We start from the raw sequence: 25661 nt of genomic DNA on the forward strand, positions 1-25661 counted from the left end.
TCTATCCATCCGGGAAGGGAACGTTGGTCATCGCATCACTGGCCATGATGCGGGCGACCTCTTCCGGCGGCAGCGCCAGGATCCGCTCGAGCACGAACCGGTTATGGCCGCCGAACTGGGGCGCAGGCCGGCGCTGCCCTCCCGGCGTCCGGCTCAAGTGGATCGGCAGGCCGGGATGGGGGTGCAATCCGGCATCCGGATGTTCGAGTTCGGTGAAGAACCGGCGACGCGCAAGATAGTCGCTGCGTGCCAGATCGCCGGCGTCGTTGACCGGAGCCGCGGCAACGCCCCTGCCCTGGAGCAACCGGGCGATATCGTGCTTGTCGCGGCCGCGCGTCCAATCAGAAAGGATTTCCGCCAACGCATCCTCGTTTCGCCGGCGCGCCTCGAGCGTCGCAAAACGCCGGTCGGAGGCGAGCTGCCGCATACCGATAGTTTCGCACAACGCCTGCCATTGCGCCTCATCCTGCGCTGCGATGACGACCCACTGGTCTTCCCCGAGGGCCGGAAAGGCGTCGTGCGGTACCATGCCCGCGAGCCGGTTTCCGTTCGGCACCGGGTCTTTTCCTGTCTCTGCCGCCAAGAGCAGTTCCGCACCGATGAACTGCATCGCCGCTTCGACCTGCGGCACCTCGACATATTGGCCGCGACCGGTCCGCTCTCGCCAGTAGAGTGCGGTCAGGATCCCCGCAGCCGCATTGAACCCGCCGATCGGGTCGAGATAGGAAGGCCCGCTGTTTTCCGGCTGCCCGTCCGGATAACGCATCATCGCCGACATTCCGGTCGCCATTTCCATCGTCGGGCCGAGGGCCGCATATCCCGACATCGGCCCGTCGCGCCCGAAGGCCGGAAGTTCCGCCACGATGATATCCGGCTTGATCGCCGAGAGCCGCTCGTAGTTCAACCCGAGCTTTGCAAGGGTGCCAGGCCGGAAATTGCAGATCAGCACATCGGCCCTGGCGACCAGCTGCTCCAGCGTCCTGCGCCCTTCCTGGGTCTTCAGGTTGAGGATGCAGGAGAGCTTGTTGACGTTCTGGGAATTGAACAGGAAGGAGCGGTCGAAGGGCCGCTCGCCCGGCTCGCCGCTTGGAAAATTGATCGGGTTCGGCCTTTCCTTGTTCAACCGCCAGGAATTCACCCGATTGGGCGATTCCACGTGGATGGATTCCGCCCCGAAATAGGCGAGCACCCGTCCTGCCATAGGCCCGGCCCATGCGGTGGTGATCTCGATGACCCGCAGCCCGTCGAGCGGCGGCCGGCCTGAAGCCGTCAAATTTCTCTCCTCGACCGGCTCGATCCACCGCGGTGCAATCCGCCCCCGCGCCTCTCCGAGAACGGGTGCTCCGCCTTGCACCTTTCGCGGTGTCGCACTCATCCGAAAAGGCGGCCCGAGGATGAGCCGGCCATCGGCGGTTTCCCAGTAGTTTCGGGCATTGAGATGACCGTTATGGAGCTGCTCTGCCGGGCGATAGGCCTTGGCCGCGATGATCTGGGCGCGCTGCAGCCGGTCCACCAGGTCCTCGGCGTCCATATCGGCGACCTTCGCCTGGATGATCTCGTAGAGCACATCCCAGTGCTGCCGGCGCGGGGCCGGATCGGCGAAACGGGGATCGTGCCGGATATCCCGAAGATCCAGTGCCGCGCAGAGAGCTTCCCAGCGATGGTTGTAGATCCAGATGCAGACCCAGCTGTCGCGGCATTTCACCTGCCCTGCCGGGATCGTCTGGTCCCGCCGGCTATGGACCGAGCCGTTGTAGATATGGCGCAGCACATAGGGGAAACACATCGATACCGCCGTCTCGGCCGAGTCCACCCGCACAGCCTGGCCAAGCCCGGTCGCGCGACGGGCAAGCAGAGCGGTGATCACGCCGATATAGGCGGCGAGCCCTGCGGCATAGGATGCCCGGTCGCCGACGCCGTAGAGAGGTTCGCGGCCGATCTGGCCGTTATTGTACATCATCCCGGAAAGCGCCTGCAGCACGATCTCCGGCCCCTTCCAATCGGCAAGCGGCCCATCCGTCCCGAAAGGGGTGATGGAAGCGATGATGCAGCGCGGATCGATGTCCGCGACTTCGTCGAACGTGAGGTCCGCAGGCGGAATAACGACATCCGCGCCAGCGATCAGCGCCTTCAGCTCCTCCCACCCGGCCTCCGTCGACCGGTCCAGGATGATGGATTTCTTTCCGGTGTTCAGATGCCAGAACGACAAGGACAATTGTGGATCGGTCACCGAGAACGGCGGCATTCGCCTGATCGCCGATCCCCCCGGCGGCTCGACGAGAATGACTTCCGCGCCATGGTCCGCCAGAAGCCGCGCGCAGTATTGGCCTGAAAGCGTGTCGGACAAATCTAGCACGCGAAGATCGTCCACGGCCGAGACGCCTGGCTCAGCCATTTCCTTCAAAAGCATGATCGCCGGCTCTCCTCCCGATCTTGAAAGAAAGACTAGACGCGATTGCATACGGATGCAAGACACGGATACGCATTTGATGATATTGATCCGTGACTGCGCCAGGGGTATCGACAGCAGCGCCGTCCGCCGGCAGGGAGTTGGAGAGTTTCTTGGACAAGCCAGAGATACCGGATGACAAGGCGAAGCGTCGGCCGATCACCGCGCGCCAGCTCGCCCGTATGCTCGGCGTCAGCCAGTCCGCCGTCTCCCGCGCGTTCACGCCGGGCGCCAGCATCGCCCCGGACCTGCGCGACAGGATCAAGCAGTTTGCGGAGGAGGTGGATTACCACCCGAACGCCATAGCCAGCATGTTGTCGAAGAGCCGCACCAATATCGTCGGCATCGTCGTCTCCGACATGCAGAACCCCTTCTACCCCGCGCTCATCGAAAAGCTCTCCCGCAGTCTGCAGCGCGTCGGGCTGCAGAGCCTGCTCTTCAACATCACCAAGGGCTCCAACCTCGAAGAGCAGCTTTCGGCGCTGCGCCGCTACAATGTCGATGCGGTGATCATCATTTCCGCCACGATCCTCTCCGGCCAGACCTTGCGCTGGGCAACCGAGGGCCGCGCCGCCCTGCTGATCAACCGCGTCGTTGAGGATGCGGACTTAAGCTGCGTCATCTGCGACAATGTCGCGGGCAGCCGGGCGATCGCGGACCATTTCTATGAGACCGGCCGGCGTCGCGTCGCCTATGTGTCCGGCCTCAGCCACACGACCACCAATCGCGAAAGACAGAACGCCTTCGTGACGCGCGTTGCCGAGCTCGGCATGGTGCTTTGCGCCCGCGTCGATGCCGGCGAATACAGCTATGAGGCCGGCTGGCGGGCTGCGATGGAAATCGTCGAACGCGGCGGAGCGGATGCGATCTTCTTCGCCAACGACATTCTCGCGGCAGGTGGCCTCGATGCGCTGCGGGAAGAGGCCGGGCTCAGCGTGCCCGACGATATCGCGGTCGCCGGCTTCGACGATATCGCGCTCGCCAGCTGGCCGCATTATGCGCTGACCACATTCCGCCAACCCGTCGACGAGATCATAGCGGTGGCCGTCGGAATGATCGAGGATGGCTCCTGTTATCCCGGCCGGCCGATCACGATCAAACGGCTCCCCGGAGAACTGATCGTCCGGTCCTCGAGCTACAGGATTTCCGGCAGCTGAAAATGAACCCGGCGGGCCTGCAACAAGCCCGCCCGCCGGTTCTCCCTGGGAGGAGACTAGCGCAAGGCCCCGGCCACGCGCTTCCGTTCGTCCTTCATGAACGCGATATCGCCGACGACGCGCACCCGCACGCGCCGCGCGTCACCCGGCAGGTAGGCGATCGGAATGTCTTCGGTATCGAGCGTCACGATCGTATCGGCGCTGGCGCCGGCATCGACCGCGCGGGCGCGGGCAATGCGCTCGGCCTCGGCAATCGCCTTTTCGCGCGACATGCCGGAAAACACCTGGTCGACTTCGCCAGACACCTGCGCCATCGCGGCACCAAGCGCGTTCGCCACACCGGCATGTTCGACGCGCAGCACTTCGCTGGCACCTTTGAGCTTTTCCGGGATCAGGAAGGCACCGCCACCGACGGCGATCAGCTGCACGCCCTCGGCAGACGTCTTCATCCGGTCGACGCCGTCTTCCACCATCGCCTCGACGCGTTTCAGAAGGTCGGCAACCAAAGCCTTGTCGAGATGCTTGACCCGGTCGCGGTCACCGATCTCGACAAGGCCGGCAGCAACCGCGACATCCGTCGTCGTGAGCGTATCGCCGCCGAAGACCAATGCCTTTTCGGTGATCCGGTAACCGACCGAGCGCGGGCCGATCTTGCGGGTTTCCGGATCGATGATCGTGCCGCCGCCGAGCGCCATGGGCAGCAGGTCCGGCATGCGGAAGAGCGTGCGCACGCCGCCAACCTCGACGACATTGTTCGCCTCGCGCGGAAAGCCGCCGACCAGGCAGCCGACATCCGAGGTGGTGCCGCCGACGTCGATGACCATGGCCTCCTTGAGGCCGGTCAGAAACGCCGCGCCGCGCATGGAATTGGTCGGGCCGGACGCGAAGCTGTAGACCGGGTTAGCGGCGGCGACATCCGCCAGCACCACCGTACCATCGTTCTGGGTCAGATAGAACGGTGCGTCGATGCCGGCCTGCTTCAGCGCATCCTTGAAGGCGTCGATCGTCTTGCGGCCGAGGCCCTGCAGCGCAGCGTTCAGCAGCGTGACGTTCTCGCGTTCGAGAAGGCCGATGCGGCCGAGCGTATGGGAAAGCGTGATGCGCGCATTCGGGATCACCGAACGGACGATCTCCGCCGCTTCCAGCTCGCATTCCGCCGTCAGCGGCGAAAAGAGCGCCGTGATGCCGATCGAATCGACGCCCGCATCACGGATCTTCATTGCCGCATCGCGCACTTCGTCACGGGCGAGCGGCACCAGCGGCCGGCCGTCATATTCGTGGCCGCCATGTACCATGAAGGAGAGCGGATCGACGGCATCGCGCAGCTCGTCCGGCCAGTCGACCATCGGCGGCAACGAGGCGCCGGCCGGCATGGCGACGCGGATCGCCGCGACCCGATCGAGACGGGCGCGTTCGACCACCGCATTGGTGAAATGCGTCGTGCCGATCATCACCGCATCGACCGGTGCCGAACCCGGCTCCTGCGAGGCGACCACATGGCCGATCGCATTGACCACACCCTGCATCACATCCGACGTGGTGGGAAACTTGATGGCCGAGAGAACCTTCTCGCCATCGATGAGCACGGCATCCGTATTGGTGCCGCCGACGTCAATTCCGATCCGCTTCATGCTGCAAACACCGATTTGAAATCCAGGTCATATCCGAAGGCGCGCGGGCCGACGTGTTCGAGGCCCTTGGCGCTGGTCAGCACCTCCGGCGCCGGCAGCGCCACGACCGTAACGCGCTGACCGTACCGCACGGTCTCTGTGCCGATCGCCTCGCCCGACACCGTATCGAGCAGGCAGATCAGGTCCGGCGTCATGGCGATCGGCTGGCCGTCGCGGAAGGCGACCGCCCACTCGTTCTGGAAGGCGAGCTCGACCTTGGAGCCGCGATCACCGTCGAGACCTTCGATCATCGCCGAGCCGCGCAGGAAGCCGCCCGTCGTGGTGCGGTCGACATCGGCGATCTTGCCCTTGAACAGCACCTTGCCGCCTTCATGGGCGAGCACGGCTTCGACCGGATCCGTATGGGCTGCACGGGCTTCGATGACGGCACGGCCGAGGCTGACCGCCTTGGTAACTGTGTAGAGCACACCCCAGTCCTTGACTTCCCGTCCGGTGCGCGGCGCCTTGCAGGTCGCCGCCGTCGAGCCGACCTCGGTGCAGATCTTGCGGGAAATCCGCTCCATCCATTTCCAGGAGGCAGCCTTGGCGACGATCGCCTCATTGTCGCGGCAATCGACCAGCGTCAGCGGATACATCGGCAGGTCACCGATCGCAAAGCTGGTCATCTGCGCTTCCGGATAGGCGCGACCCATCGCGTCGGCATCGACGACCGGGATGTCCAGCATGGCGCCGGCGAGGAAGGGAGACAGCGCGTTGCCGCCGCCAATCTCGACGCTCATCACGGCGCGGAACTTGCGGCCGGTATATTCTTCCATGAGCTGCATGGCACGCGCCAGATGCGCGGGATCGACGAGGCGCTCCTGACCGACCAGCGGCGCACCCATCTTGGAGACGACCGCGACGGCATCGCCGTCATCGAGCGCCTGGGGATCGATCAGCTTGACGCGCTTGCCGTCCTTGTAGAGTTTTTTCAGGTTGAGCTGCGCCAGATAGGGGCTGCCGCCGCCGCCGGTACCGAGAATCCAGGCGCCAACGGCAACCGGGTCGATCTCGCCCGCTTCGAAATCACGGATCATGTTTACCTCCGAAGAATGTGCTAGAACCTAGCCATGAGTGACGAAGGATGCCTATAGGGGACTGCCCCTAGAATGAGCTTGCCTTGATTTTGGGCACGCTCGGCGCAATCATGGTTTGACGATCGAAAGGACCGATTCCCTGCAGGTGACGAAGAGCCCATATGCGCTGGCCGCGACCTCGCCGGAAGGTGTTGAAATGCGCCATCGGGTGATGTTTTTGAGCGTCGGTCAGACGCCGCGTGCCGATCTCATAGGGGATATGCTGACCAATCTCGATGTGCCGATCGAAGCGCTGGAAATCGGCGCGCTGGACGGGCTTTCCAAGGCAGAAATCGACGATCTGAAAGTGCGGCCGGGCGAACAGAGCATCGTCACCCGGCTTGCCGACAATACCGACATCGTGGTGTCCAAGCCGCGGATCGCCGAGCGCATGGCGAAGATCGCCGCCGCCTTCCACCCCAACGAATTCGATCTGGTCGTCATCCTCTCGACCGGCCTGTTCCGCGATTTCGAAAGCACCTGCCCGACCGTCAATGCCCAGCGCGCCATGGAATCAGCGGTGATTTCGCTTGCCGCGCACGGCTCTTCCGTCGGCCTCATCCAGCCGCTGCAGCAACAGATCGCCGAACTCGATATCCCGGCGCTGGCCCCCTACAAGATCTGCGCCAGCTACGCCGCCGATGGCGACAGGAAACTGCTGGCCGGCGCGCTTGTCGATCTCGCCGATGCGGAAATCATCGTCCTGAATTCCGTGAGCTTTACCGAGGCCGACCGGCAGATGGTGGCGAAGGCGAGCGGCAAGCCCGTGGTTCTCGCCCGGCGCATCGTCGCAAGCGCCATCCGGCTCCTTCTCCATCGTTCGCAGCCCGTCACTCTGCCGGGCGTTTCGCCGGAATTTGCCGAAAAACTTCTTCGTCTGACGCCGCGCGAGCGGCAGGTCCTCTCGCTTGTGGCCGAAGGTCTGTCCAACAAGGCGATCGCCCGCCAGCTCGGCATCAGCCCGAAGACCGTCGAGATCCACCGCTCGAACGTCATGAGCAAGATGGAAGTCACCTCGTCCAATGCCCTCATCCGCATGGTCATCTCCGCCGGCCATCCCTGATCGAAAATAAGTGGCTTCGCGCAAGAAAATTGCGTCAAAAGACCCGTTTGCCTAAAAATTGGTCGCCTTGAGCATGTCAGAATCATGTCGTTCTAGGGGCATTACCCTATAGTGAAGCCGCGCTTCCGAGCGTTAGGCTCCGTTCCATAGAGCCATGCAGGGAACGATGAGAGCATGCCTTCCACATCCAAGATCGCCTTTGTGACCATCGGCCAGACGCCGCGTGTCGACATCGTTCCGGAAATGATGGCCGAGATCGGCATCGGCCTGCCGGAAGGTCGCGTCGAGTTCCGTGAATTCGGCGTGCTCGATGGCATGAGCCCGGCCGAACTGGATGCGATGCGCGCCATCGACGGCGAGCATTCCTTCGCGACGCGTCTGAAGAGTGGCGAGGAGATCGTCACGTCCAAGGCCCGCACCGAGGAGAAGCTCAATGTCCTCTTGAAAGGGATCGATGCTCAAGATTTCGACCTCGTCGTTCTCCTCTGCACCGGCACCCGGATCGATCCGCTCGAAAACACGCTGGTCGTCGAAGCCCAGCGGATCGTCGATTCGACCGTCGAGGCGCTCGCCGCTTCCTCCCGCAAGCTCGGCGTCATCCTGCCGCTCGAACGGCAGGTCAAGGATTTCGCCGATCGCCACGTCTTCAGCGGCGAGCCGAAATTCGTGGCCGCCTCACCTTATGCCGGCGACGATGTCGGCGAACGGGCAAAAACACTCGAAGGCTGCGACCTCATCGTCATGCATTGCATGGGTTATTCTGCCGGAATGCTGAACGAGGTGCGCCGCGCCGTCGATGCCCCGGTTCTATTGTCGCGCCGCGTCGTCGCGGGCGTCGTCCGCCAAATGATCTGATACCCGAGCCACATTAAAAACAGAGGGAACCACATGTTCGGAAAAACCTTGAGAATTGTCGCGGTCGCGGGGCTGCTCGCCTCCTCGATCCTCGCCTCGCCTGCCGGCGCTTTCGAGCGAACCGACAAGGGCAATGTCATCGTCTTCGGCGGCCGTCAGGCCATCCCGGTCCTCGATCCGCATATCCGCTACGACTGGTCGACGCGCATGATCCAGCAGTCGGTCTATGATGCTCTGGTCAAGTACGAAGGCAACCCGGCCGAGATCAAGTCCTGGCTCGCCGAGAAGTGGGAAACCAGCGCCGACGGCAAGAGCTGGACCTTCCATCTCGCCAAGAACGCCAAGTTCCACAACGGCGATCCGGTGACCGCCGAAGCCGTGCGTTATTCCTTCGAGCGCGGCCTGAAGCTCAACAAGGGCGTCGCCTGGATGCTCAAGGACTTTTTGGCGCCGGAAAACATCGTCGCCGTCGATGCCAACACCGTCCGCTTCGACCTCAAGGCGCCCTACGCACCGTTCCTCTCCTTCCTGCCCTGGTGGTTCGTCGTCAACCCGGCTGAGGTGAAGGCCCACGAGGTGGATGGCGACTACGGCCAAAAGTGGCTGACCGACCATGCCGCCGGCTCCGGCCCGTTCAAGCTCGGCCGCTGGGAACCGAACGTCCTTTATGAGATCGAAGCCAATGCTGGCTACTGGAAGGGCTGGCCGCAGGGCGAAAAGAACCGCCCGGCCGGCGTCATCTACAAGATCATCCGCGAACCGGCCGCCCAGAAGGCCGCCCTGCAGCGCGGCGAAGCCGACATCGTCGAAGGTCTGACGCCGGACGATTACATGCAGATCAAGCGCGTGCCGGGCGTGGTCATCCAGGACCACAAGGGCATGACCACCTTCGGCATCAAGTTCAACACCCAGAAGGGCCCGACCGCCGACATCAACCTGCGCAAGGCGATCGCCTATGCGCTCGACTACGATGCGCTGATCCAGATCTACAACGGAGCCGCCTCGCTCGAGACCAGCCCGCTGCCGGACGCCATGAAGGGCCATGTCGCCGTTCCCGGCATGCCGCGCAAGGATCTCGCCAAGGCGAAGGAATACCTCGCGAAATCGGCTTATCCGAACGGCGGAATCACCCTTCCCTATGTCCATGTCGCAGGCCTCGAAGAAGCCCGCCGCATCGGCCTCGTCCTGCTCGACAACCTGAAGGAACTCGGCATCACCGTCGAGGTCAAGCCGGAACAGTGGCCGAACATGGTCGCCGCCGGTTCCAAGGTCGAGACCTCGCCGGCCATGACCTCGGTCTTCACCACACCGGTCTCGACCGACCCGGACGCCGTCGCCTACCAGTACCACAAGGCGAGCTGGGGCCAGTATTACGCGATGATGTTCTACGACAATCCGAAGGTTTCGGAGATGATCGACCAGGCTCGCGCCGCCACCAGCTGGGATGACCGCGCCAAGCTCTATGCCGACATCCAGAAGCAGATCGTCGCCGACCAGCCGGAAGTCTTCGGCATGCTGCAGAACCGCCGCTGGGCGCATCGCGACTATCTGCAGGGTTTCAAGTTCAGCCCGGTCCGCTTCACCGGCGAGGTCGATCTCTACCCGATGTGGGTGAAGGCCGAATAGAAACTGGCTTGCGTCCCCTCCTGCAGCCAGCATGATGCGCATGGTCCGGACCATCCCAACCGGCCGGGCCATGCGCAGTTTTTTTAAAGAATAGCCACCGGAGAAGACGATGTTGGCATTCGCCTTCCGCAAAGTGCTGACGTTGGTCGGAACCATGATCGGCATTGCGGCACTCACCTTCGTCATCACCAATGTCGCGCCGGGCGATCCCGCCCGCCTGGTCGCCGGCCCCAACGCGACCGAGGACATGGTGACGACCATCCGCACCGAATACGGCCTCGACAAGTCGCTACCCGAGCAGTTCGTTGTCTATATGGGCGACCTCGTCACCGGCGATCTCGGCCAGTCGATCGTCACCACCAGGCCTGTGCTGGAAGAAGTACTGCGTTATGCGCCGGCAACGTTGGAACTGGTGTTCGTCGCCATGGCGCTCGGTATCGTCGTCGGCGTGCCGATGGGCATGCTGTCGGCCGTCTACAAGGATGGCCCGATCGACCATGCGACCCGCATCTTCTCGATCTCGGGCGTCGCACTGCCTGCCTTCTGGTTCGGCATCATCCTGCAGCTGACATTCGCGGTCGATCTCGGCTGGCTGCCGGTCTCCGGCCGTCTGCCGCTGGTCACCCGCCCGCCGGAAACGGTCACCGGCCTGCTCCTCGTCGACAGCCTGCTCGCCGGCCGGCTGGATACGTTCTGGACGTCGCTGCGGCATATCATCCTTCCGGCGATCGTGCTCTCCTTCCCCTGTCTCGCCTCGATCCTGCGCGTCAACCGCGCCGAGATGATCGAAGTGCTGCAGTCGGACTACATTGTCGCGGCTCGCGCCCACGGCATCGCCTCGTTCCGCATCGTCGCCATCTACGCGCTGAAGAATGCGCTGCTGCCGACGCTTGCGATGATCGGCCTGCGCTTCGGCTGGATGCTCGGCTCCACCGTTCTCGTCGAAACCGTGTTCGACTGGCCGGGCATTGGGCTTTATGCCGTCTCCTCGGCGCTTTCATCGGATTTCAAGCCCGTCATCGGCGTTACGCTGGTGATCGGCTTCTTCTTCATCGTCGCCAACACCCTTGTCGATCTCGCCTACGCGTGGATCGATCCCCGCCTCAGGAGCGCCTGATGACGACGCCCGTGGAACTCTCCCGGCCCCTCACCTTCCGCGAACGGCATGAAAGCAAGATCCGCCAGTGGCGGCTCTATGCCCACATGTTCGGCGGGAGCTTCTCCTCCATGCTGGGCCTCGGCCTGGTCGTGATCTTCCTGGCTCTCGCAGCGCTGGGACCATTGCTGGCGCCCTATCCGGAAGATACCGTCGGCGCCTTCAACATGGCCAACAAGCTGATGGGGCCGAGTGCCGCCCACTGGTTCGGCACCGACGAGATGGGCAGCGACATCCTTTCGCGCGTCATCATCGGCGCCCGCACGTCGCTCTGGATCGGCCTGATCATCACCGGCGTCGGCGCCGTCATCGGCGTGCCGCTCGGCATCATCGCCGGTTATCGCGGCGGCTGGGTACGCGCCGTCATCATGCGCATCACCGAACTCTTTCTCGCCGTGCCGGGACTGGCTCTCGCGCTCGCGATCGTCGCCGCGCTCGGCCCCGGCATCACCAATTGCGTGCTGGCCCTGTCGCTCGTCTGGTGGCCCGGTTATGTGCGGCTGGTGGAGGCGAAGACGCTGTCGGTCAAGGAAGAACTTTTCGTCGAGTCCGCCCGCTCGATCGGCGCCAAGACGCCCTGGATCCTCTGGCATCACATCCTGCCCAACTGCATGTCGCCGATCATCGTCAAGATGAGCATGGACATGGGCATGGCGATCCTGTCCGCGGCAAGCCTCGGCTTCATCGGCCTCGGCGCCCAGCCGCCGGCACCGGAATGGGGGGCGATGATCTCGGTCGCCCGCACCTACATGCCGGACTGGTGGTGGTATTCGCTGTTTCCGGGCGCCGCGATCTTCCTGACAGTGCTCGGCTTCAACCTTCTTGGCGACGGCCTGCGCGACATTCTCGACCCCCGGAGCCGCGACCGATGACCGGACCTCTTCTCGACATTCAGAACTACCGGCTCGACATCGGCACGTTCGACGGCCCGGTGCACGTGCTGAAGGATATCAACCTGACGGTCAACCGCGGCGATACGCTCGGCATCGTCGGCGAAAGCGGTTCCGGCAAGACGGTGCTGGTGCGCTCGGTGCTCGGCATCGGCCCGAAGGCCTCCAGAGTCGTCGAAGGCAGCATCGCCTTCGACGGGCAGGATATCACGGCACTTTCGGAAAAGGACTGGACGAAGATCCGCGGCATCCGCATCTCGATGATCTTCCAGGACCCGATGACCTATCTGAACCCGCTTTTCACCATCGGGCAGCAGATTTCCGACGTCATCGCCGCTCATGAAAAGGCAGCCGGCCACGGCGTTTCCTTAAAGGCCATCCGCCGCGCCCGTACCGAAGAACTGCTCGACCAGGTCGGCCTGCCGAACCCTGCGATGTTGTTCGACCAGTATCCCCACCAGCTTTCCGGCGGCATGCGCCAGCGCGTGCTGATCGCCATGGCGCTTTCGGGCAAGCCGGACCTTTTGATCGCGGACGAACCGACGACCGCGCTCGACGTGACGGTGCAGGCGCAAGTGCTCGACCTCATCAATTCGCTGGTCGAGAAGCTCAACCTCACCGTCATCATGATCAGCCACGATATCGGCGCGATCGCCACGATCGCGAAACGCTGCGCGGTCATGTACAAGGGCGAGATCGTCGAACAGGGCCTGACGGCGGATATCCTCAGCGCCCCGAAGCACGAATACACCAAGCGCTTGCTGGCCGCCGTGCCGGACATCGATACCGCAGCGGCAAAGGTCACCGCCGAACCGGCAGTCGGCACGCCGCCGCAACCCGGCGTTCTTCTGGAAGCGATCGACCTCAGAAAGGTCTATCGCAGCCAGTCCGGCAGCGAGGTGACGGCGGTCGATGGCATCAACCTGTCCGTCGCGACCGGCGAAATCTTCGGTGTCGTCGGCGAATCCGGCTCCGGCAAATCGACGCTCGCGCGCATGCTGCTGCGGCTGATCGAGCCGACCTCGGGCGACATCATCTTCGACGGCCGGAACATTTCCGGCCTAACCGGCGAGCCCATGCGGTTGATGCGCCGGCACATGCAGTTCGTCTTCCAGAACCCGCACTCGGCGCTCAACGGCCGCCATACGATCGGCGATGCGATCGGCGAACCCCTGCGTATCCAGACAAGCATGGGCCGCCGCGATATCGAGGCCCGCGTCGAAGCGCTGCTCGACATCGTCCAGCTGCCGAAGACGTTCAAATACCGCTATCCGCATGAACTCTCCGGCGGCCAGAAGCAGCGCATCTGCATCGCCCGCGCCATCGCCCTCAATCCGCGCCTGCTGATCCTCGACGAGCCGACGTCCGCACTCGACATCTCGGTGCAGGCGCAGGTGCTCGACTTCCTGCAGGAACTGCGCGCCGAGCTCGACCTCACCTATGTCTTCATCTCGCACAACCTCGCCGTCATCCGCCAGATCTGCGACCGGACCATCGTGATGAAACGCGGCGTGATTGTCGAACAGGGGGAAACCGAACGCCTCTTCCTCTCTCCGCAGCACGAATACACCAGGGCTCTGATCGAAAGCGGGCGCAAAACCTCGCGAGCAGCGAACCTTTCGGCTCCCGCCGCCTCGTGATCAAACATATCTTACCGAAAAATAATTGTGCAGTGCAGCAACGTTACCCATATAGGGAACGTTGACGCTGATCACTGCCATCCCGGCAATGATTGCCAGGAGACATTATGAGATCGTTGTCGGACACGCTGGAGCGGCTCGCCCGCTTGAAATCACTGGGTCGAGAGCAGACCGACGCCCCCAGCCATCTGGAGGCGCTCGAAAGCTTCGGATCCAACCCAGGAGCGCTGGCAGCCAAGGTTTACGTGCCCTCCCTGCTTCCCAAACACCCCGCCCTCGTCGTCGTTCTCCACGGATGCACGCAGACCGCCTCCGGTTATGACCACGGCACCGGATGGTCGAAACTCGCGGAGCGGCACGGGTTCGTGGTGCTCCTGCCGGAACAGGTCCGCGCCAACAACGGCAATCTCTGTTTCAACTGGTTCCTTCCGGGCGACACGCGCCGCGGCCAGGGCGAAGCGCATTCGATCCGCCAGATGATCGAAGCCGTGGTCTCCCGACACGGGATCGACCCGTCGCGCATCTATGTCAGCGGCCTGTCCGCGGGCGGTGCGATGGCCAATACCATGCTCGCCACCTATCCGGAGGTCTTCGCCGGCGGAGCGATCATCGCAGGCCTGCCCTATGGCGTCACCGCGACGGTGCCCGAAGCATTCGACCGGATGCGCGGCCACGGCCTGCCGGCACCATCGACGCTTCAGTCGCGGCTGAGAGCTGCTTCCACCCATCAGGGGCCGTGGCCGACCATCTCGGTGTGGCAGGGCACCCAGGACAAGACGGTCGCCGAGGCGAATGCGCAGGCGATCATCGACCAGTGGCGGGCCGTTCACGACGTCGACGCACCGCCGGACTTGTCGGAAACGGTCGACGGCCAGTCGAGAACCGTCTGGAAGGACGCCCGCGGCCGGCGGGCAATCGAATATTACAGCATTGCCGGAATGGGCCACGGAACGCCGATCGATCCGGCGCTCGGCGACGAGAACGCCGCGCCTTATCTACTGGATGTCGGCATATCGTCGACGCTTCATTCGGCAAAAAGCTGGGGCCTGCTTCGCGAAGGCGTAGAGCCGTTGCGGGCAAAGACCGGCGGCCCCAAGCGGGCATCCGCTTCTTCCCAAAAGGCAAAAGAGCCGGAAGGCATCCAGCAGATCATCGAGAATGCGCTTCGCATGGCTGGCCTGATGCGCTGACCAACTGCGCCGGATTTCGCGCAGGATGAGGCCGGGACAGTAAGCGCGGCGGCGGCCAGGGGGAGAGGGAATGGCCGCCGCCGGGCGCTCCGGCTTAAACGCCGGAAGCAGCAATATCCGCGTCGAGACGTTCGCGAGCCTTCTTGGGCAGTTTCGCAGTCTTGATGGCCTCCAGGTTCGCAGGCTCGTTGCCGACAACGATAAGGCCGATCATGCCCATGCCGACATGCGGCGCGCATTTCACGGCATAGGCACCCTCGACGTCGAACGTGATCTTGACGCTTTCGTTCATCTGGCCCTTGAAAGGCTTTGCGCCTTCCGGGATCAGCCCGTCGATGGTTTCGGCGTTGTGGGACTTGTCGGTCGGGACGAAGGTGACGGTATCGCCCTTGGCGACCTTGAGGGAGCTCGGCTCGAATACCATCGCGCCGTCCTTGCCCTTGTTGAGCATTTGCACTTGGAAATCGGCAGCCGAAGCCACCGTTGCGCAGAAAGCCGTAGCGATTGCCGCGCCGACCAGGGATGCCAAAATCTTCTTCATTTCCTTACTCCTTTTCTCGAAAGCCCTCGGCTTCGTTGAATTCACACTAGGGCAAAAAAGCCGGTCCTCTTTGACCTACGACAAACGGTTCGGAGTTTGCTCGCGACCCGCTTTGACGTCGGCTTGGGGCGGATGGCGCGGATGACGATCACGCTGTCCAACCGGCCTGGCGAAGCGTCCTGAGAAGCGGCGCATACCACCGGGTGGACTTGACCAGGCGGAAGCCCAGATTGTCCGGCGGCGTCCCGACCGCGCAGCCGCCGCCTTTCGGATCGCGGACGAAGGAACTCATCGGCGAGCGATGTGGACCCACGGTCACGTAGACGCCGCAAATCTCCTCGGAGGCGCGAACGGACCCGTTCACGTAAAGATGGACCCTGCGATGGCAGGTAGACGTCCATTCCCAGATGTTGCCGCCAAAGTCGGCCAGGCCATATTCGTTCTCCCCGAAACTTCCGGTCGCCCGGGGCACCGGATCGCCTGTCGCCCGCTCACGCGCTTCGCGCTCGTAGTCGGCGAGCCATCGCAGCGCGGGGTTCTTGCTATCCTGATCGAGGCCGAGAGCATCGTCCGGGAACCGCTTGCCCGCGGCCTGAGCCAGCTGTTCGTCGGTTGGCAGGGTCCAGTATTCGCCGGTCACATCCGAGAGCCAGCGGGCGTAAGCCGTGGCATCGTCGAAGCTCACGCCCGTGGCGGGTACGTCCGGCCTCGATGAGGTCGCCTCAGAGGATTTGCAGGCGCGCGCGGCGACGCACTCCCGGTATTCCGAGGCAGTGACGTGGTTTTTCATGATCGTAAGGCTCGACGCCGTTACCACCGTCTTCATCGGCGGATCGATGGGCGCCGTGCCCTTCAGAAACTCTCCGTCGCTCCTGTAGCTGTAGCTGCGGGGAGGAACAACGACCGTCGCCAGCTCATAGACCGCGCCCTCTGGGGGCGCCGGTTTCATGAAACCCGCCTGGTGGAAGATACCCGCCGCCAGCACGGCGATCAGCGTGATCGGAAGCCCGGTATAGAGGAGCGAGAGCTTTGGCCTGTCGTATGTCCATCGCATGTTCGCCTCCCGAGGCGAAATCCAGCTTGCAGGGGATGAAGGTCGGCCGGGGGCATGCATAGCTCATGCTCCCGGCCGTCTCGGATCAGGTGCCACTCGGCGCCAGGACCGACGTCATCAAGTCATCGTTCCAATCACCGGTAACCTTGAAATGCGCCGCCGCGCCCAGCTCGAAGGCCTCGATCAGGTTATGGTTGACGTAGGCGTATATGCCGGGCTGCTGGAAGGTGTAGAATGCAGCGCCTGCCGCACCGCCCGGGATGAACCATGTTTCCTGGTCGAGCTCCGGAGGGTTGGCGAACTTGCCCGTAGCCCAGACATAGTCGCCGTGACCTCCGATGAGGTGAGGCCGCGTATCGCGGTTTGCCTGCGAATGGACGATCAGCACCTTTTCGCCGACTGCGGCGGTCATGGCGTTCTGGCCCGTCAAGGCACCGACGGCCCCGTTGAAGACGATATGCGTCGGGGTCAGCGTCCGCATGACCGCCAGCGTGTCCTCATAGGCTTCGCCGGCGCTGGCGTATTTCTTGAACTTGCCGTTCTCGTCGCGCGGGACGTAGAAATCCTGCTCACCCACATAATAGATCCTGTCGTAGGTCAGCGGTTTCCCTTTGCCGTCCTTGAGGCCATCGCGCGGGAGCACCATGATAGCACCGTTCATGCCCGAGGTAACGTGCCACGGCACCATTCCGGGAGGTGCGCAGTGGTAAACGAATACGCCGGCCTTGGTTGCCTTGAACCTGAGAATGGTCTTCTCGCCGGGGTTCACCACCGTCAGCGCTCCGCCGCCCAAGGCACCGGTGGCCGAGTGGAAGTCGATATTGTGCTGGAGTTCGTTGGTGCCGGGGTTGATGAGGGTGAGCTCGACGTAGTCGTCCTGATGGACGACCATGAGCGGACCCGGGACCGACCCATCGAAGGTCATCGCATTGATTTCGGTGCCTTCTTTGTCGAGAACGAGCTTCTTCTCCTGGATGGTCAGTGTAAATTCGACTACCTTCGGCGGGCCATCGGCTTTCTGAGCATGAGCATGGACGAAAGGCGGCTTCACGAGCTCCACCTTCTCGCGGCGGAGGCGCGAGAGGTCGCCCGGCTTCATCTTTGCGGGGGGCGCTTCGTCCGCATGGGCAAAGGAAGCCTGCACGACCGGTGCGATCGCGCCAACAAAGGCTGCCCCCGCAAGGATCGAGCGTCTGGTCATCTGAATCTTGTCGGTCATGGTTTCTTTCCTTCGGAACAAGGGGCGGAGTAAATCGCCGTCCTCTGGAAATAGAATTTATGTCCACGCCAACGTCTTCTCTTTGACGTGAAACAAACAGGGCATGGGCATTTACTTGCGCTTTCGCAAGAAAACGGGGCAAATCTAGTCCTATGCGGGTTTCAACTAAAGAGCGTGGTGGTGGATCGCATCCCGGTCCAAGGACATCCCCCAGCCGGGGGCATCCGGAATCTGGGCCGTCCCATCAACGAGCTTTATCTTCTCCTCGTAGAGCGGCGTGAACCATTCCACGTATTCCAGGGAATGGGCGGTCGGGACATGCGCCAGCAGCTGCAGGCTCATTTCGGGGAAAAGATGCGACGAGATCGGCAGGTCAAAGCTTGCCGCCAGTGCGCCGACGCGGGAAAATTCGGTGACGCCGCCAACCCTCTGGAGATCCGGCATGAGAATGGAGGCGGCACCCGTTTCGATCATCCGCCGGAAACCGTAGCGGGTATATTCATTCTCACCTGACGCGATCGGCACCCGCAGGGCTTTTGCCACCTTGGCCGAATCCTCCAATGCGTGGGCCGGCACCGGCTCCTCGAACCAGGCGATATCGAACGGTACCAGCGCATCGCCGAGCCTGATCGCCGCATCGACGTCGAGCACCTGGTTGGCATCGATCATCAGCCCGATATCGCTGCCGATCGCCGCCCGAACGGCCTTCACACGCGGCAGGTCGACATCGATCCGCCCCGCAAGCCGCAGCTTCATCGCCTTGAAGCCCGCTGCGACGAAACCTTCCGCCTGCCGGACGAGTGAGGGAATGTCCTGGGTGAGCCAGAGGCCGCCGCTCGCATAGGCTGGAATGACTTCACGGCTCCGGCCCAGCATCCGCGAGATCGAAAGGCCGGCGCGCTTGGCTCTCAGATCCCACATGGCGCCATCGATCGCCGAAATGCCCATGATCGAGACGCCGGTGAAACCGATGAAGTTGATACGTCGCCAGGCGTCCTGCCAGAAGGCGCCCGTGTCGTCCGGATCGCGCCCGATCACCGCATCCCGCAGCACATGCACCATGCTGTCCAGGAGCTTCAACTGCTCCGGCCGGATGGTGAAGATCAGGTTTTCACCCCGCAATCCCTCGTCGGTGACGAGGTCGATCACGATGCAGGAGAATTGATGGATGGTCGCCGTGGCATTGCCGAGCGGTTCCGCAAGCGGCAGGCTGACGGCGGTGGTGGTGAGGTCGGTGATTTTCATGGGATCGTTACCGGTTCAGGGAACGGGGAGGTTCGGTGTAGATGGGATCGTCGACGAAACCGCCGCCCTGCCAGTTGGCTTGTGAAGATCCCTTGTCCGGAATGCCCGGATTACATTCCACCTCCGAGCGATAGATCTCGGAACTGTCCTTCGGAACCCAACCCAGATAGGCGGAAGCGGAGTTGTCCCACCATTTCGGCTGATTGTCCGAAACGCCCCAGATGGTTGGGCAACCGAGATACGGCGCCCTGAAGACGCGGTCGGAGAGGGACGCCATGTCGTCGAAGCTCAGCCAGATCGACAGCATCCGCACCGTCGTCGGCCTGGGCCAGCAGGCCCCGATGCGGACGATCGCCGTCTCCTGGCCGAATTTGTGAAAATACATCTGCGCCAAGCTCTCGCCGAAGCATTTCGAGACGCCATAGAGGCCGTCCGGCTTGGTAGGCTGATCGACGCCAATGAACTGGTCCTGCCGGTAGAAACCGACCGTATGGTTGCTGCTGGCAAACAGAATGCGCGGTTTTCCATGCTTTCGCGCCGCTTCATAGAGATTGTGCAGACCGCGGATATTGCTGTCGAGAATGCTGGCAAAGGTGTTTTCGGAAGGAACGCCGCCGAAATGCACGATGCCGTCGCATCCTTCCACCATGCGCAGTACGGCATCGGAATCCGCCAGGTCGCAGGCAAACGGCTCCTCGTTGGCCCCGACGTCGTCCAGAGGAGAGATGTCGGAAACGCGGATGACCTCCGCCAGGTGCCCCAGCCGCTGGCGCATGGCCTTGCCCATGTTGCCGGCCGCCCCGGTGATCAGAAGCCGCTTCATCCCCGTTCCTCCTCGACATGCTGCCTTCAATCTAGAAGGTGCCTCGAATGCACGTCAACTCATAATATGACTGCAAGCTCGAAATAGGATATCAAGGCATCGGCCGCGCCACTCCGAGGTCAAAATGGCCCAAGATGCATTATTTTCTGGGGCCGCCTCAGTTGACGAGGGGTATCTTTTCCGTCTTCATGCAACGCAGCAGTCATGTGACGTCATACTCACTTGAATGCCTGGAATGGAGGAACCCCAGATGAAATGGATGAAGCATGTGGCTCTGGCCACGGCTCTGACGCTGTCTGCGCCGGTCGGCGCATACGCAGATACCCCCGCCGACCAATTGATCGTCGGCCTCAGCATGAACAATATCCTGACCCTCGACCCGGCGGCGATTTCAGGCCGCGAGGCGACGGGCGTCATCGCCAATCTCTATGATACGCTCGTGGAACTCGCGCCGGACAAGAAGACCGTCAATCCAGGTCTCGCCAGCGCCTGGACGGTCGCGGATGACGGCTCGATCACCTTCACGCTGAGGGAAGGCGCGAAGTTCACGTCCGGCAACCCGGTCCGGGCCGAAGATGTCGTCTGGTCGATCAAACGCAACATCAGCCTTGGCTTGGTCGGCGCGGGCGTCTGGTCGTCCTTCGGTTACAAGGCCAATAATATCGACCAGCTGCTGACGGCCGATGGCAACAAGATCACCCTCAAGCCGGCTCAGCCGACTGATCCGCAGCTCACGCTCGACATTTTTGGCAAGCCGGATGCCAGCGCGGTCATCGACATGAAGACCGCCATGAGCCACGAGGCGAACGGCGACAAGGCCGCGGCCTGGCTGAAGATCAATGTCGCCGGTTCCGGCGCCTTCAGCCTGACGCGCTGGTCCTCCAACGAAATGCTCATCCTGACGCGGTTCGACGATTACTGGGGCGAGAAGCCCAAGATGAAGCGCGTGATCTTCCGGCACATGCCGGAATCCCAGACCAAGCGGCTGATGCTGGAAAAGGGCGACGTGGACGTCGCGGTCGGCCTTTCGGTTCCCGATATCGCCGCGCTCGGCAAGAACAAGGACGTCGAGGTGCAGAGCACGCCGAGCTCGGGCTTCTACTTCCTCGCCATGAGCATGAAGGACGAGCGCTTCAAGAACCCGGATGTGCGCCTCGCGATCCGCCATCTGATCGACTATGACGGCATCAACAAGTCGATCATGCCGAACTACGGCACCAAACGTCTTCGCCCGGTCGCCGACGGCGTCATCGGCAGCTTGGCCGATCCGGACTACAAGCTCGATGTCGCCAAGGCCAAGGAACTGCTCGCCAAGGCAGGTTATCCCGACGGTTTCCCGGTCAGGTTGCTGACGCTCAACGAGCCGCCTTTCACGGACACCGCCACCGCGATCCAGGCAACCCTTGCCCAGGCCGGCATCAAGGCTGAAATCGTCCAGGGCGCCGGTGACCAGATCTATGGCCCGATGCGCGAGCGCAAGTTCGAAATGCTCGTCGGTCGCGGCGGCGGCGGCCAGGAGCCGCATCCACATTCCAACCTGCGCGCCCTCGTCATCAACCCGAACAACGCCGACGACGCCAAGCTCAGCGGCATCATTGGCTGGCGCACGTCCTTCTTCGACCAGCAGCTGAACGACATGTCCGCCAAGGCACTGGTGGAGCGCGATCAGGCGAAGCAGAAGACGGCCTATGAAGACATCCAGAAGCGATACGAGGAACTCGTTCCCGCGCTGCAGCCAATCTCGGCGGTCATCGACAGCGTCGTCTATCGCGCCGACGTCAAGGGTTACGTGAACCACTACGGCTGGACGGTTCGTCTGCGCAGCGTGTCCAAGCAGCGCTGACCGATCAAGCGATAAGTCCCTCCCAGGACGAGCGCTCGCAACCACGGTTGCGGGCGTTTTTTATGGACCGCCGACGCTCGGCTGCGGACACGAAAAAACCGGCAGGATGGACCTGCCGGCTGATGCACTCAGGGAAGAGGGCTGGAGAGGAGGACGCCTATTCGGCCGCCTGCGCCCCGAGAGCATCATTGCGGTAGGGCTCGCAGAGAGCCTCCATCATCTTGACTTCTTCGGCGGTCAGGTCGGTCAGCGGGGCGCGAACCGGACCGGTGTCGAAACCCATCAGCCGCACGCCGGCCTTGATGGCGGAAACCGCGTAACCCTTCTGGCGGTTGCGGATTTCCATGAACGGATAGAAGAAGTCGATGAGGATCTGGTTGGTGGCGGCCGTATCTCCGGCCCGGAGCGACTTGTAGAACTTCTGGGCCAGCGCCGGCACGAAGTTGAAGACCGCCGACGAATAGGTGGTGACGCCCGCGCCGAGATAGGCGTCGGCAAAAAGTTCGGCCGTCGGCATGCCGCCGAGATAGGTCAGGCGGTCGCCCATGACGGCGGTGATCTTGCGCACCAGGCCGATATCGCCGGAACCGTCCTTGAAGCCGACCAGATTGGGGCAGGCCTCGCAAAGGCGAGCCAGCGTTTCCGCGGTCAGGATCGAATTGTCGCGGTTATAGACCATCACGCCGATGCCGACCGACTGGCAGACGGTCTTGATATGCTGGTAAAGGCCTTCCTGGCTGGCATCCATCAGGTAGTGGGGCAGCAGGAGGATGCCGTCGGCGCCTGCCTTTTCGGCAGACTTGGCGATCGAGACCGCGATGCGCGTGCCGTAACCGCAGCCGGCAACGATCGGCGTGCTGCCGGCCGAAGCCTTGGCGGCGACGATGATCTCCGGAATTTCGGAAGGCTCCAGTGAAAAGAACTCGCCCGTGCCGCCGGCGGCAAAAAGCACCGAAGCATCGAAACCGGCCAGCCAGCCGACATGCTGCTCGTAGGCCTTGCGGTTGAAGAGGCCATCTTTCCCGAACGGCGTGACGGGGAACGACAGGAGGCCGGCGCCGAGCGCATGCTTCAGTTCATTTGGATCCATAGACATGGCAGTCCCTTCCTGGTTGATTTCCAGAAGGCTACCAAGTCATATTATGACTGTCAATAGTTGTATTATCTTTATGGGCGCATCAGGGACGCCGTATCAGCGAGCGATAGCGTTGCTGGCTCCCCTTGAGATGCATGCGCATGGCGTCGCGAGCAGCCGAATCATCGCCATCCGTGATCGCGCGGGCGATACGGGCATGTTCATCCTGGATCTGGGCCAGGTATTCAGGCGGAGAAACCTCGACCTCACCCTCCTGCAGCAGCGATCGCGGAATCATCTGCTTGCCGATCGCCTCCAGCAGTTCCCGGAAACGCGGGTTGTTGGTCGCGTCCGCGATGGCCAAATGGAAGGCCCGGTCGCTTTCAACCGTTGCCGCACCGGCGGCGATCTGCCGCTTGATCGTCTCGAGACATTCGAAGATCAGCTCCTGCTGCGCCGGCGACGAACGGACCGCAGCAAGACCCGCAGCCTCTATCTCAATGGCAGCGCGGACTTCCAGCATTTCGATGATGGAGGAAACGCGGTTGGCATCCACGGTGCGGAAGCCCGCCTGCAGACCGCCTTGCGGCGCCAGAACGAAGACGCCGACGCCGTGGCGGACCTCGACGAGATTGTCGGCCCGCAACGAAGCGATCGCCTCGCGGATGACCGTCCGGCTGACCTCGTATTGCAGCGTCAGCCCGCTTTCGGTGGGCAGTTTGTCACCGGGCTTCAATGCGCCGCTCGCGATCGCATCCCGCATCCGCCGGCCAACCGTCTCGACCAGATTGCGGCCTTTTCGCGAGGGTGCCTCCCCGGTGATGTTATCTGCTCTCTTCAATGTCAGCCCGCTCTCTCGCTTTGCCATTTCAGCTACTTAGAGGGGTAAAACCTGCCCTTGTTGTCAAGCGCCGAGCAAGAATTTTATTGACGCCCGGGCATGGACCTATAGTATGAGATGACCTATGAGGTATGATGACGCGGAGGACTGACGCATATTCATCGGCTCCGATCCGGCCCTCGCCGGGTCCCGACATGAAATGGCGGAGGTTCGTCCCTCTGCTTCTGACAGGAGGAATTTCGTGAAGATCGTAGACGTCAATGTGCGCGTATTCTCCCATACTACGCGCCGTCACCAGGATACCGCCGGCCATGCTCATCCGGGCCCGCCGCACAAGGTCAACCTGGCGCTGCTGACCATCGTCGATGACGACGGTGCGGAAGGCTATTGCTTTGCCCCGCCGGAAGTCGTTCGCCCGCATGTGATCGACAAGTTCGTCAAGAAGGTGCTGATCGGCGAAGATCCGTTCGCCCGCGAGAGGCTGTGGCAGGACCTCGCTCACTGGCAGCGGGGCAGCGCGATGCAGCTGACCGACCGGGCGCTCGCGATCGTCGATTGCGCCCTCTGGGACCTTGCCGGCCGCAAGCTGAACATGCCGGTTCACAAATTGATCGGCAGTTATCGCGAAAAGATCCCGGCCTATGGCTCGATCATGTGTGGCGACGAGCTGGAGAACGGCCTCGCGACGCCGGAAGATTACGGCCGGTTTGGCGAAAAGCTCGTCAAGCGCGGCTACAAGGGCATCAAGCTGCACACCTGGATGCCGCCGGTCTCCTGGGCGCCTGATGTCAAGATGGATCTCAAGGCCTGCGCCGCAGTCCGCGAGGCGGTCGGCCCGGATATCCACCTGATGATCGACGCCTTCCACTGGTACACCCGCACGGAAGCGCTGGAACTCGGCAGGGGCCTCGAAAAGCTCGGCTTCGACTGGATCGAGGAGCCGATGGACGAGCAGAGCTCGGCTTCCTACGCCTGGCTTGCCGAAAACCTCGACATTCCGGTCCTCGGTCCGGAAAGCGCCGGCGGCAAGCATTTCAGCCGCGCCGAATGGATCACCTCGAAGGCCTGCGACATCCTGCGGACCGGCGTCCATGACGTCGGCGGCATCAGCCCGGCAATGAAGACCATGCATCTGGCCGAATCCTTCGGCATGAACTGCGAAATTCACGGCAATGGCGCTCCGAACCTGATCGTCGCCGCCTGCACAAAAAATGCGAAATGGTACGAGCGCGGCCTGCTGCACCCGTTCCTCGAATATGACGACGGCTTCGAATACCTGAACGCCCTCGTCGACCCGATGGACGAGGACGGTTTCGTTCATATTTCCGACAAGCCGGGCATGGGCGAAGACATCAACTTCGACTTCATCAACGCCAACCTGGTCGAGTGAACCGTTTATTCTGCCTCCCAAGCAGGAAAGAGAAGCCCGGTCCCCTTTGGGGCCGGGTTTCTTGTTTTTGCAGTCCGCCGAGCCTGCCGTCGGTGATTGGATCCTCGGGTCAAGCCCGAGGATGACGACGGAGAGGTGTGCCAAAGTAAGCAGTGCAGTGGGCTGAAACGGTGCTTTTGTGAGAGACAGCCACACACACTCGTCATCCTCGGGCTTGACCCGAGGATCCGATCACCGAGGATCAAAAGCCTTCGGCCAACATTCCGGAGCCCCGCGCAGTCGCCTGCCGTGGTTTTCAAAGATCGGAGAGCCCACACGAATGCGGAACCTCATAGTAAAATAATAGTATGGCTCCGCATTCGCGTGGCCTTCGGCGTTCTTTCGGGGCTTCCGGCCCCTACAGGTGATCATCTCGCCTCGCTGCGTGGCTTTATTTGCGCCCGTCCTTTCGGGACAGGCTTGCCACTTGCACGGCTCAACCGAACCGGACATGGCTGTCCGGGGGAGGCTTGATAGGAAGGCTTGCCTTGCGACGAACATTCCATGGCTTTCACCTCTTCCACCATCCCCGCACGTTACGGTTTTGATGAAAGCGCCGGCTCCCGCCTGCCCGCGAACGTCTCGCGAAACACTCCGGCGACGGAAGCGGGGGATTGTAGACATTGTTTGGGAGGGCGGGGATGATGATGCGGTTAAGTCATTGGAGATGTTGGAGGGCAACGATCAATTGTCCACGGGCAAACGGAAAGACCGCATTGGACGGAGCTCCCCGCCATACCCCCTCTGTCCTGCCGGACATCTCCCGCAGGGGCAAGGCTTGCGCGTGGAGCCCCTCCCCCTTGTGGGGAGGGGTTGGGG

Annotated in this window: 20 protein-coding genes; 10 read left to right on the forward strand and 10 right to left on the reverse strand. The window is 62.6% G+C overall.

The genetic code is table 11. The features are described from left to right. Position 1 precedes the first annotated feature (1 nt). Complete coding sequence (locus C5L10_RS22660) at positions 2-2410, reverse strand: CaiB/BaiF CoA-transferase family protein (protein ID WP_172717124.1); 2409 nt, start codon at positions 2408-2410, stop codon at positions 2-4. 152 nt (positions 2411-2562) lie between these two features. Between C5L10_RS22660 and C5L10_RS22665 the strand changes: the two genes are divergently transcribed. After that, on the forward strand, positions 2563-3606 hold the full coding sequence (locus C5L10_RS22665; RefSeq protein WP_105431504.1) for a LacI family DNA-binding transcriptional regulator: 1044 nt from the start codon (positions 2563-2565) through the stop codon (positions 3604-3606). A gap of 56 nt (positions 3607-3662) precedes the next feature. Here the strand turns inward: C5L10_RS22665 and C5L10_RS22670 are convergent, their stop codons facing one another. Then, positions 3663-5237 carry a hydantoinase/oxoprolinase N-terminal domain-containing protein gene (locus C5L10_RS22670; RefSeq protein ID WP_105431505.1) on the reverse strand — a complete coding sequence of 525 codons (1575 nt, stop codon included), beginning with the start codon at positions 5235-5237 and terminating at the stop codon, positions 3663-3665. After that, on the reverse strand, positions 5234-6313 hold the full coding sequence (locus C5L10_RS22675) for a DUF917 domain-containing protein (protein ID WP_105431506.1): 1080 nt from the start codon (positions 6311-6313) through the stop codon (positions 5234-5236). The genes C5L10_RS22670 and C5L10_RS22675 overlap by 4 nt, the downstream gene beginning before the upstream one ends. 145 nt (positions 6314-6458) lie before the next feature. Between C5L10_RS22675 and C5L10_RS22680 the strand changes: the two genes are divergently transcribed. The 7 genes from C5L10_RS22680 (at position 6459) to C5L10_RS22710 (ending at position 14772) form a co-directional block, all read left to right on the forward strand. Next, entirely contained in the window at positions 6459-7415 is a 957-nt protein-coding gene (locus tag C5L10_RS22680; protein ID WP_205837084.1) for an AroM family protein, read from the forward strand. A gap of 174 nt (positions 7416-7589) precedes the next feature. Further along, positions 7590-8270 carry an AroM family protein gene (locus tag C5L10_RS22685; RefSeq protein WP_105431507.1) on the forward strand — a complete coding sequence of 227 codons (681 nt, stop codon included), beginning with the start codon at positions 7590-7592 and terminating at the stop codon, positions 8268-8270. Positions 8271-8303: 33 nt separating this feature from the next. Further along, positions 8304-9896, forward strand: coding sequence for an ABC transporter substrate-binding protein (locus C5L10_RS22690; protein ID WP_105431508.1), 1593 nt, complete (start codon positions 8304-8306; stop codon positions 9894-9896). A gap of 109 nt (positions 9897-10005) precedes the next feature. Then, a complete protein-coding gene (locus C5L10_RS22695) occupies positions 10006-11013 on the forward strand; it encodes an ABC transporter permease (RefSeq protein ID WP_105431509.1) in 1008 nt (335 codons plus the stop codon). Further along, on the forward strand, positions 11013-11924 hold the full coding sequence (locus C5L10_RS22700; RefSeq protein WP_105431510.1) for an ABC transporter permease: 912 nt from the start codon (positions 11013-11015) through the stop codon (positions 11922-11924). Before C5L10_RS22695 ends, C5L10_RS22700 begins: the two co-directional genes overlap by 1 nt. Further along, a complete protein-coding gene (locus tag C5L10_RS22705; RefSeq protein ID WP_105431511.1) occupies positions 11921-13582 on the forward strand; it encodes an ABC transporter ATP-binding protein in 1662 nt (553 codons plus the stop codon). The genes C5L10_RS22700 and C5L10_RS22705 overlap by 4 nt, the downstream gene beginning before the upstream one ends. A 107-nt stretch (positions 13583-13689) precedes the next feature. After that, complete coding sequence (locus tag C5L10_RS22710; RefSeq protein ID WP_105431512.1) at positions 13690-14772, forward strand: PHB depolymerase family esterase; 1083 nt, start codon at positions 13690-13692, stop codon at positions 14770-14772. A 94-nt stretch (positions 14773-14866) separates the two neighbouring features. Here C5L10_RS22710 and C5L10_RS22715 read toward each other — a convergent pair whose 3' ends face one another. The 5 genes from C5L10_RS22715 to C5L10_RS22735 all read right to left on the reverse strand — a co-directional run bounded on the left by C5L10_RS22715 (position 14867) and on the right by C5L10_RS22735 (position 19654). Continuing rightward, positions 14867-15313 carry a pseudoazurin gene (locus tag C5L10_RS22715; RefSeq protein WP_105431513.1) on the reverse strand — a complete coding sequence of 149 codons (447 nt, stop codon included), beginning with the start codon at positions 15311-15313 and terminating at the stop codon, positions 14867-14869. Positions 15314-15461: 148 nt separating this feature from the next. Further along, positions 15462-16367 carry an SUMF1/EgtB/PvdO family nonheme iron enzyme gene (locus C5L10_RS22720; RefSeq protein ID WP_105431514.1) on the reverse strand — a complete coding sequence of 302 codons (906 nt, stop codon included), beginning with the start codon at positions 16365-16367 and terminating at the stop codon, positions 15462-15464. An 85-nt stretch (positions 16368-16452) separates the two neighbouring features. Next, the gene (gene nirK, locus C5L10_RS22725; protein ID WP_105431515.1) at positions 16453-17586 is read right to left on the reverse strand and encodes a copper-containing nitrite reductase; all 1134 of its coding nucleotides are present in this window, start codon (positions 17584-17586) and stop codon (positions 16453-16455) included. 165 nt (positions 17587-17751) lie between these two features. Continuing rightward, positions 17752-18831, reverse strand: coding sequence for a mandelate racemase/muconate lactonizing enzyme family protein (locus C5L10_RS22730; protein ID WP_105431516.1), 1080 nt, complete (start codon positions 18829-18831; stop codon positions 17752-17754). A 7-nt stretch (positions 18832-18838) separates the two neighbouring features. Continuing rightward, on the reverse strand, positions 18839-19654 hold the full coding sequence (locus C5L10_RS22735; protein ID WP_105431517.1) for an NAD(P)-dependent oxidoreductase: 816 nt from the start codon (positions 19652-19654) through the stop codon (positions 18839-18841). A gap of 259 nt (positions 19655-19913) precedes the next feature. Here C5L10_RS22735 and C5L10_RS22740 point away from each other — a divergent pair, with 259 nt between their 5' ends. Continuing rightward, a complete protein-coding gene (locus C5L10_RS22740) occupies positions 19914-21497 on the forward strand; it encodes an ABC transporter substrate-binding protein (protein ID WP_371411972.1) in 1584 nt (527 codons plus the stop codon). A 157-nt stretch (positions 21498-21654) separates the two neighbouring features. Here the strand turns inward: C5L10_RS22740 and kdgD are convergent, their stop codons facing one another. Continuing rightward, positions 21655-22587, reverse strand: coding sequence for a 5-dehydro-4-deoxyglucarate dehydratase (gene kdgD, locus C5L10_RS22745; protein WP_046634020.1), 933 nt, complete (start codon positions 22585-22587; stop codon positions 21655-21657). A gap of 88 nt (positions 22588-22675) precedes the next feature. Beyond that, complete coding sequence (locus tag C5L10_RS22750) at positions 22676-23440, reverse strand: FadR/GntR family transcriptional regulator (protein ID WP_205837085.1); 765 nt, start codon at positions 23438-23440, stop codon at positions 22676-22678. A gap of 214 nt (positions 23441-23654) precedes the next feature. Here C5L10_RS22750 and C5L10_RS22755 point away from each other — a divergent pair, with 214 nt between their 5' ends. Next, positions 23655-24803: a mandelate racemase family protein gene (locus C5L10_RS22755; RefSeq protein WP_046666301.1), complete on the forward strand. Its 1149-nt coding sequence runs from the start codon at positions 23655-23657 to the stop codon at positions 24801-24803. Positions 24804-25661: the final 858 nt, after the last annotated feature.

It is taken from the genome of Neorhizobium sp. T6_25 (genome assembly GCF_002968555.1).
Classification (GTDB): domain Bacteria; phylum Pseudomonadota; class Alphaproteobacteria; order Rhizobiales; family Rhizobiaceae; genus Neorhizobium.

Bases quoted from the DNA above. Each gene is read 5' to 3' on its own strand.
- C5L10_RS22660 (WP_172717124.1), bottom strand. From the start codon at position 2,410: ATGCTTTTGAAGGAAATGGCTGAGCCAGGCGTCTCGGCCGTGGACGAT.
- C5L10_RS22670 (WP_105431505.1), bottom strand. From the start codon at position 5,237: ATGAAGCGGATCGGAATTGACGTCGGCGGCACCAATACGGATGCCGTG.
- C5L10_RS22675 (WP_105431506.1), bottom strand. From the start codon at position 6,313: ATGATCCGTGATTTCGAAGCGGGCGAGATCGACCCGGTTGCCGTTGGC.
- C5L10_RS22685 (WP_105431507.1), top strand. From the start codon at position 7,590: ATGCCTTCCACATCCAAGATCGCCTTTGTGACCATCGGCCAGACGCCG.
- C5L10_RS22690 (WP_105431508.1), top strand. From the start codon at position 8,304: ATGTTCGGAAAAACCTTGAGAATTGTCGCGGTCGCGGGGCTGCTCGCC.
- C5L10_RS22695 (WP_105431509.1), top strand. From the start codon at position 10,006: ATGTTGGCATTCGCCTTCCGCAAAGTGCTGACGTTGGTCGGAACCATG.
- C5L10_RS22700 (WP_105431510.1), top strand. From the start codon at position 11,013: ATGACGACGCCCGTGGAACTCTCCCGGCCCCTCACCTTCCGCGAACGG.
- C5L10_RS22705 (WP_105431511.1), top strand. From the start codon at position 11,921: ATGACCGGACCTCTTCTCGACATTCAGAACTACCGGCTCGACATCGGC.
- C5L10_RS22710 (WP_105431512.1), top strand. From the start codon at position 13,690: ATGAGATCGTTGTCGGACACGCTGGAGCGGCTCGCCCGCTTGAAATCA.
- C5L10_RS22715 (WP_105431513.1), bottom strand. From the start codon at position 15,313: ATGAAGAAGATTTTGGCATCCCTGGTCGGCGCGGCAATCGCTACGGCT.
- C5L10_RS22720 (WP_105431514.1), bottom strand. From the start codon at position 16,367: ATGCGATGGACATACGACAGGCCAAAGCTCTCGCTCCTCTATACCGGG.
- nirK (WP_105431515.1), bottom strand. From the start codon at position 17,586: ATGACCGACAAGATTCAGATGACCAGACGCTCGATCCTTGCGGGGGCA.
- C5L10_RS22730 (WP_105431516.1), bottom strand. From the start codon at position 18,831: ATGAAAATCACCGACCTCACCACCACCGCCGTCAGCCTGCCGCTTGCG.
- C5L10_RS22735 (WP_105431517.1), bottom strand. From the start codon at position 19,654: ATGAAGCGGCTTCTGATCACCGGGGCGGCCGGCAACATGGGCAAGGCC.
- C5L10_RS22740 (WP_371411972.1), top strand. From the start codon at position 19,914: ATGAAGCATGTGGCTCTGGCCACGGCTCTGACGCTGTCTGCGCCGGTC.
- kdgD (WP_046634020.1), bottom strand. From the start codon at position 22,587: ATGGATCCAAATGAACTGAAGCATGCGCTCGGCGCCGGCCTCCTGTCG.
- C5L10_RS22750 (WP_205837085.1), bottom strand. From the start codon at position 23,440: ATGGCAAAGCGAGAGAGCGGGCTGACATTGAAGAGAGCAGATAACATC.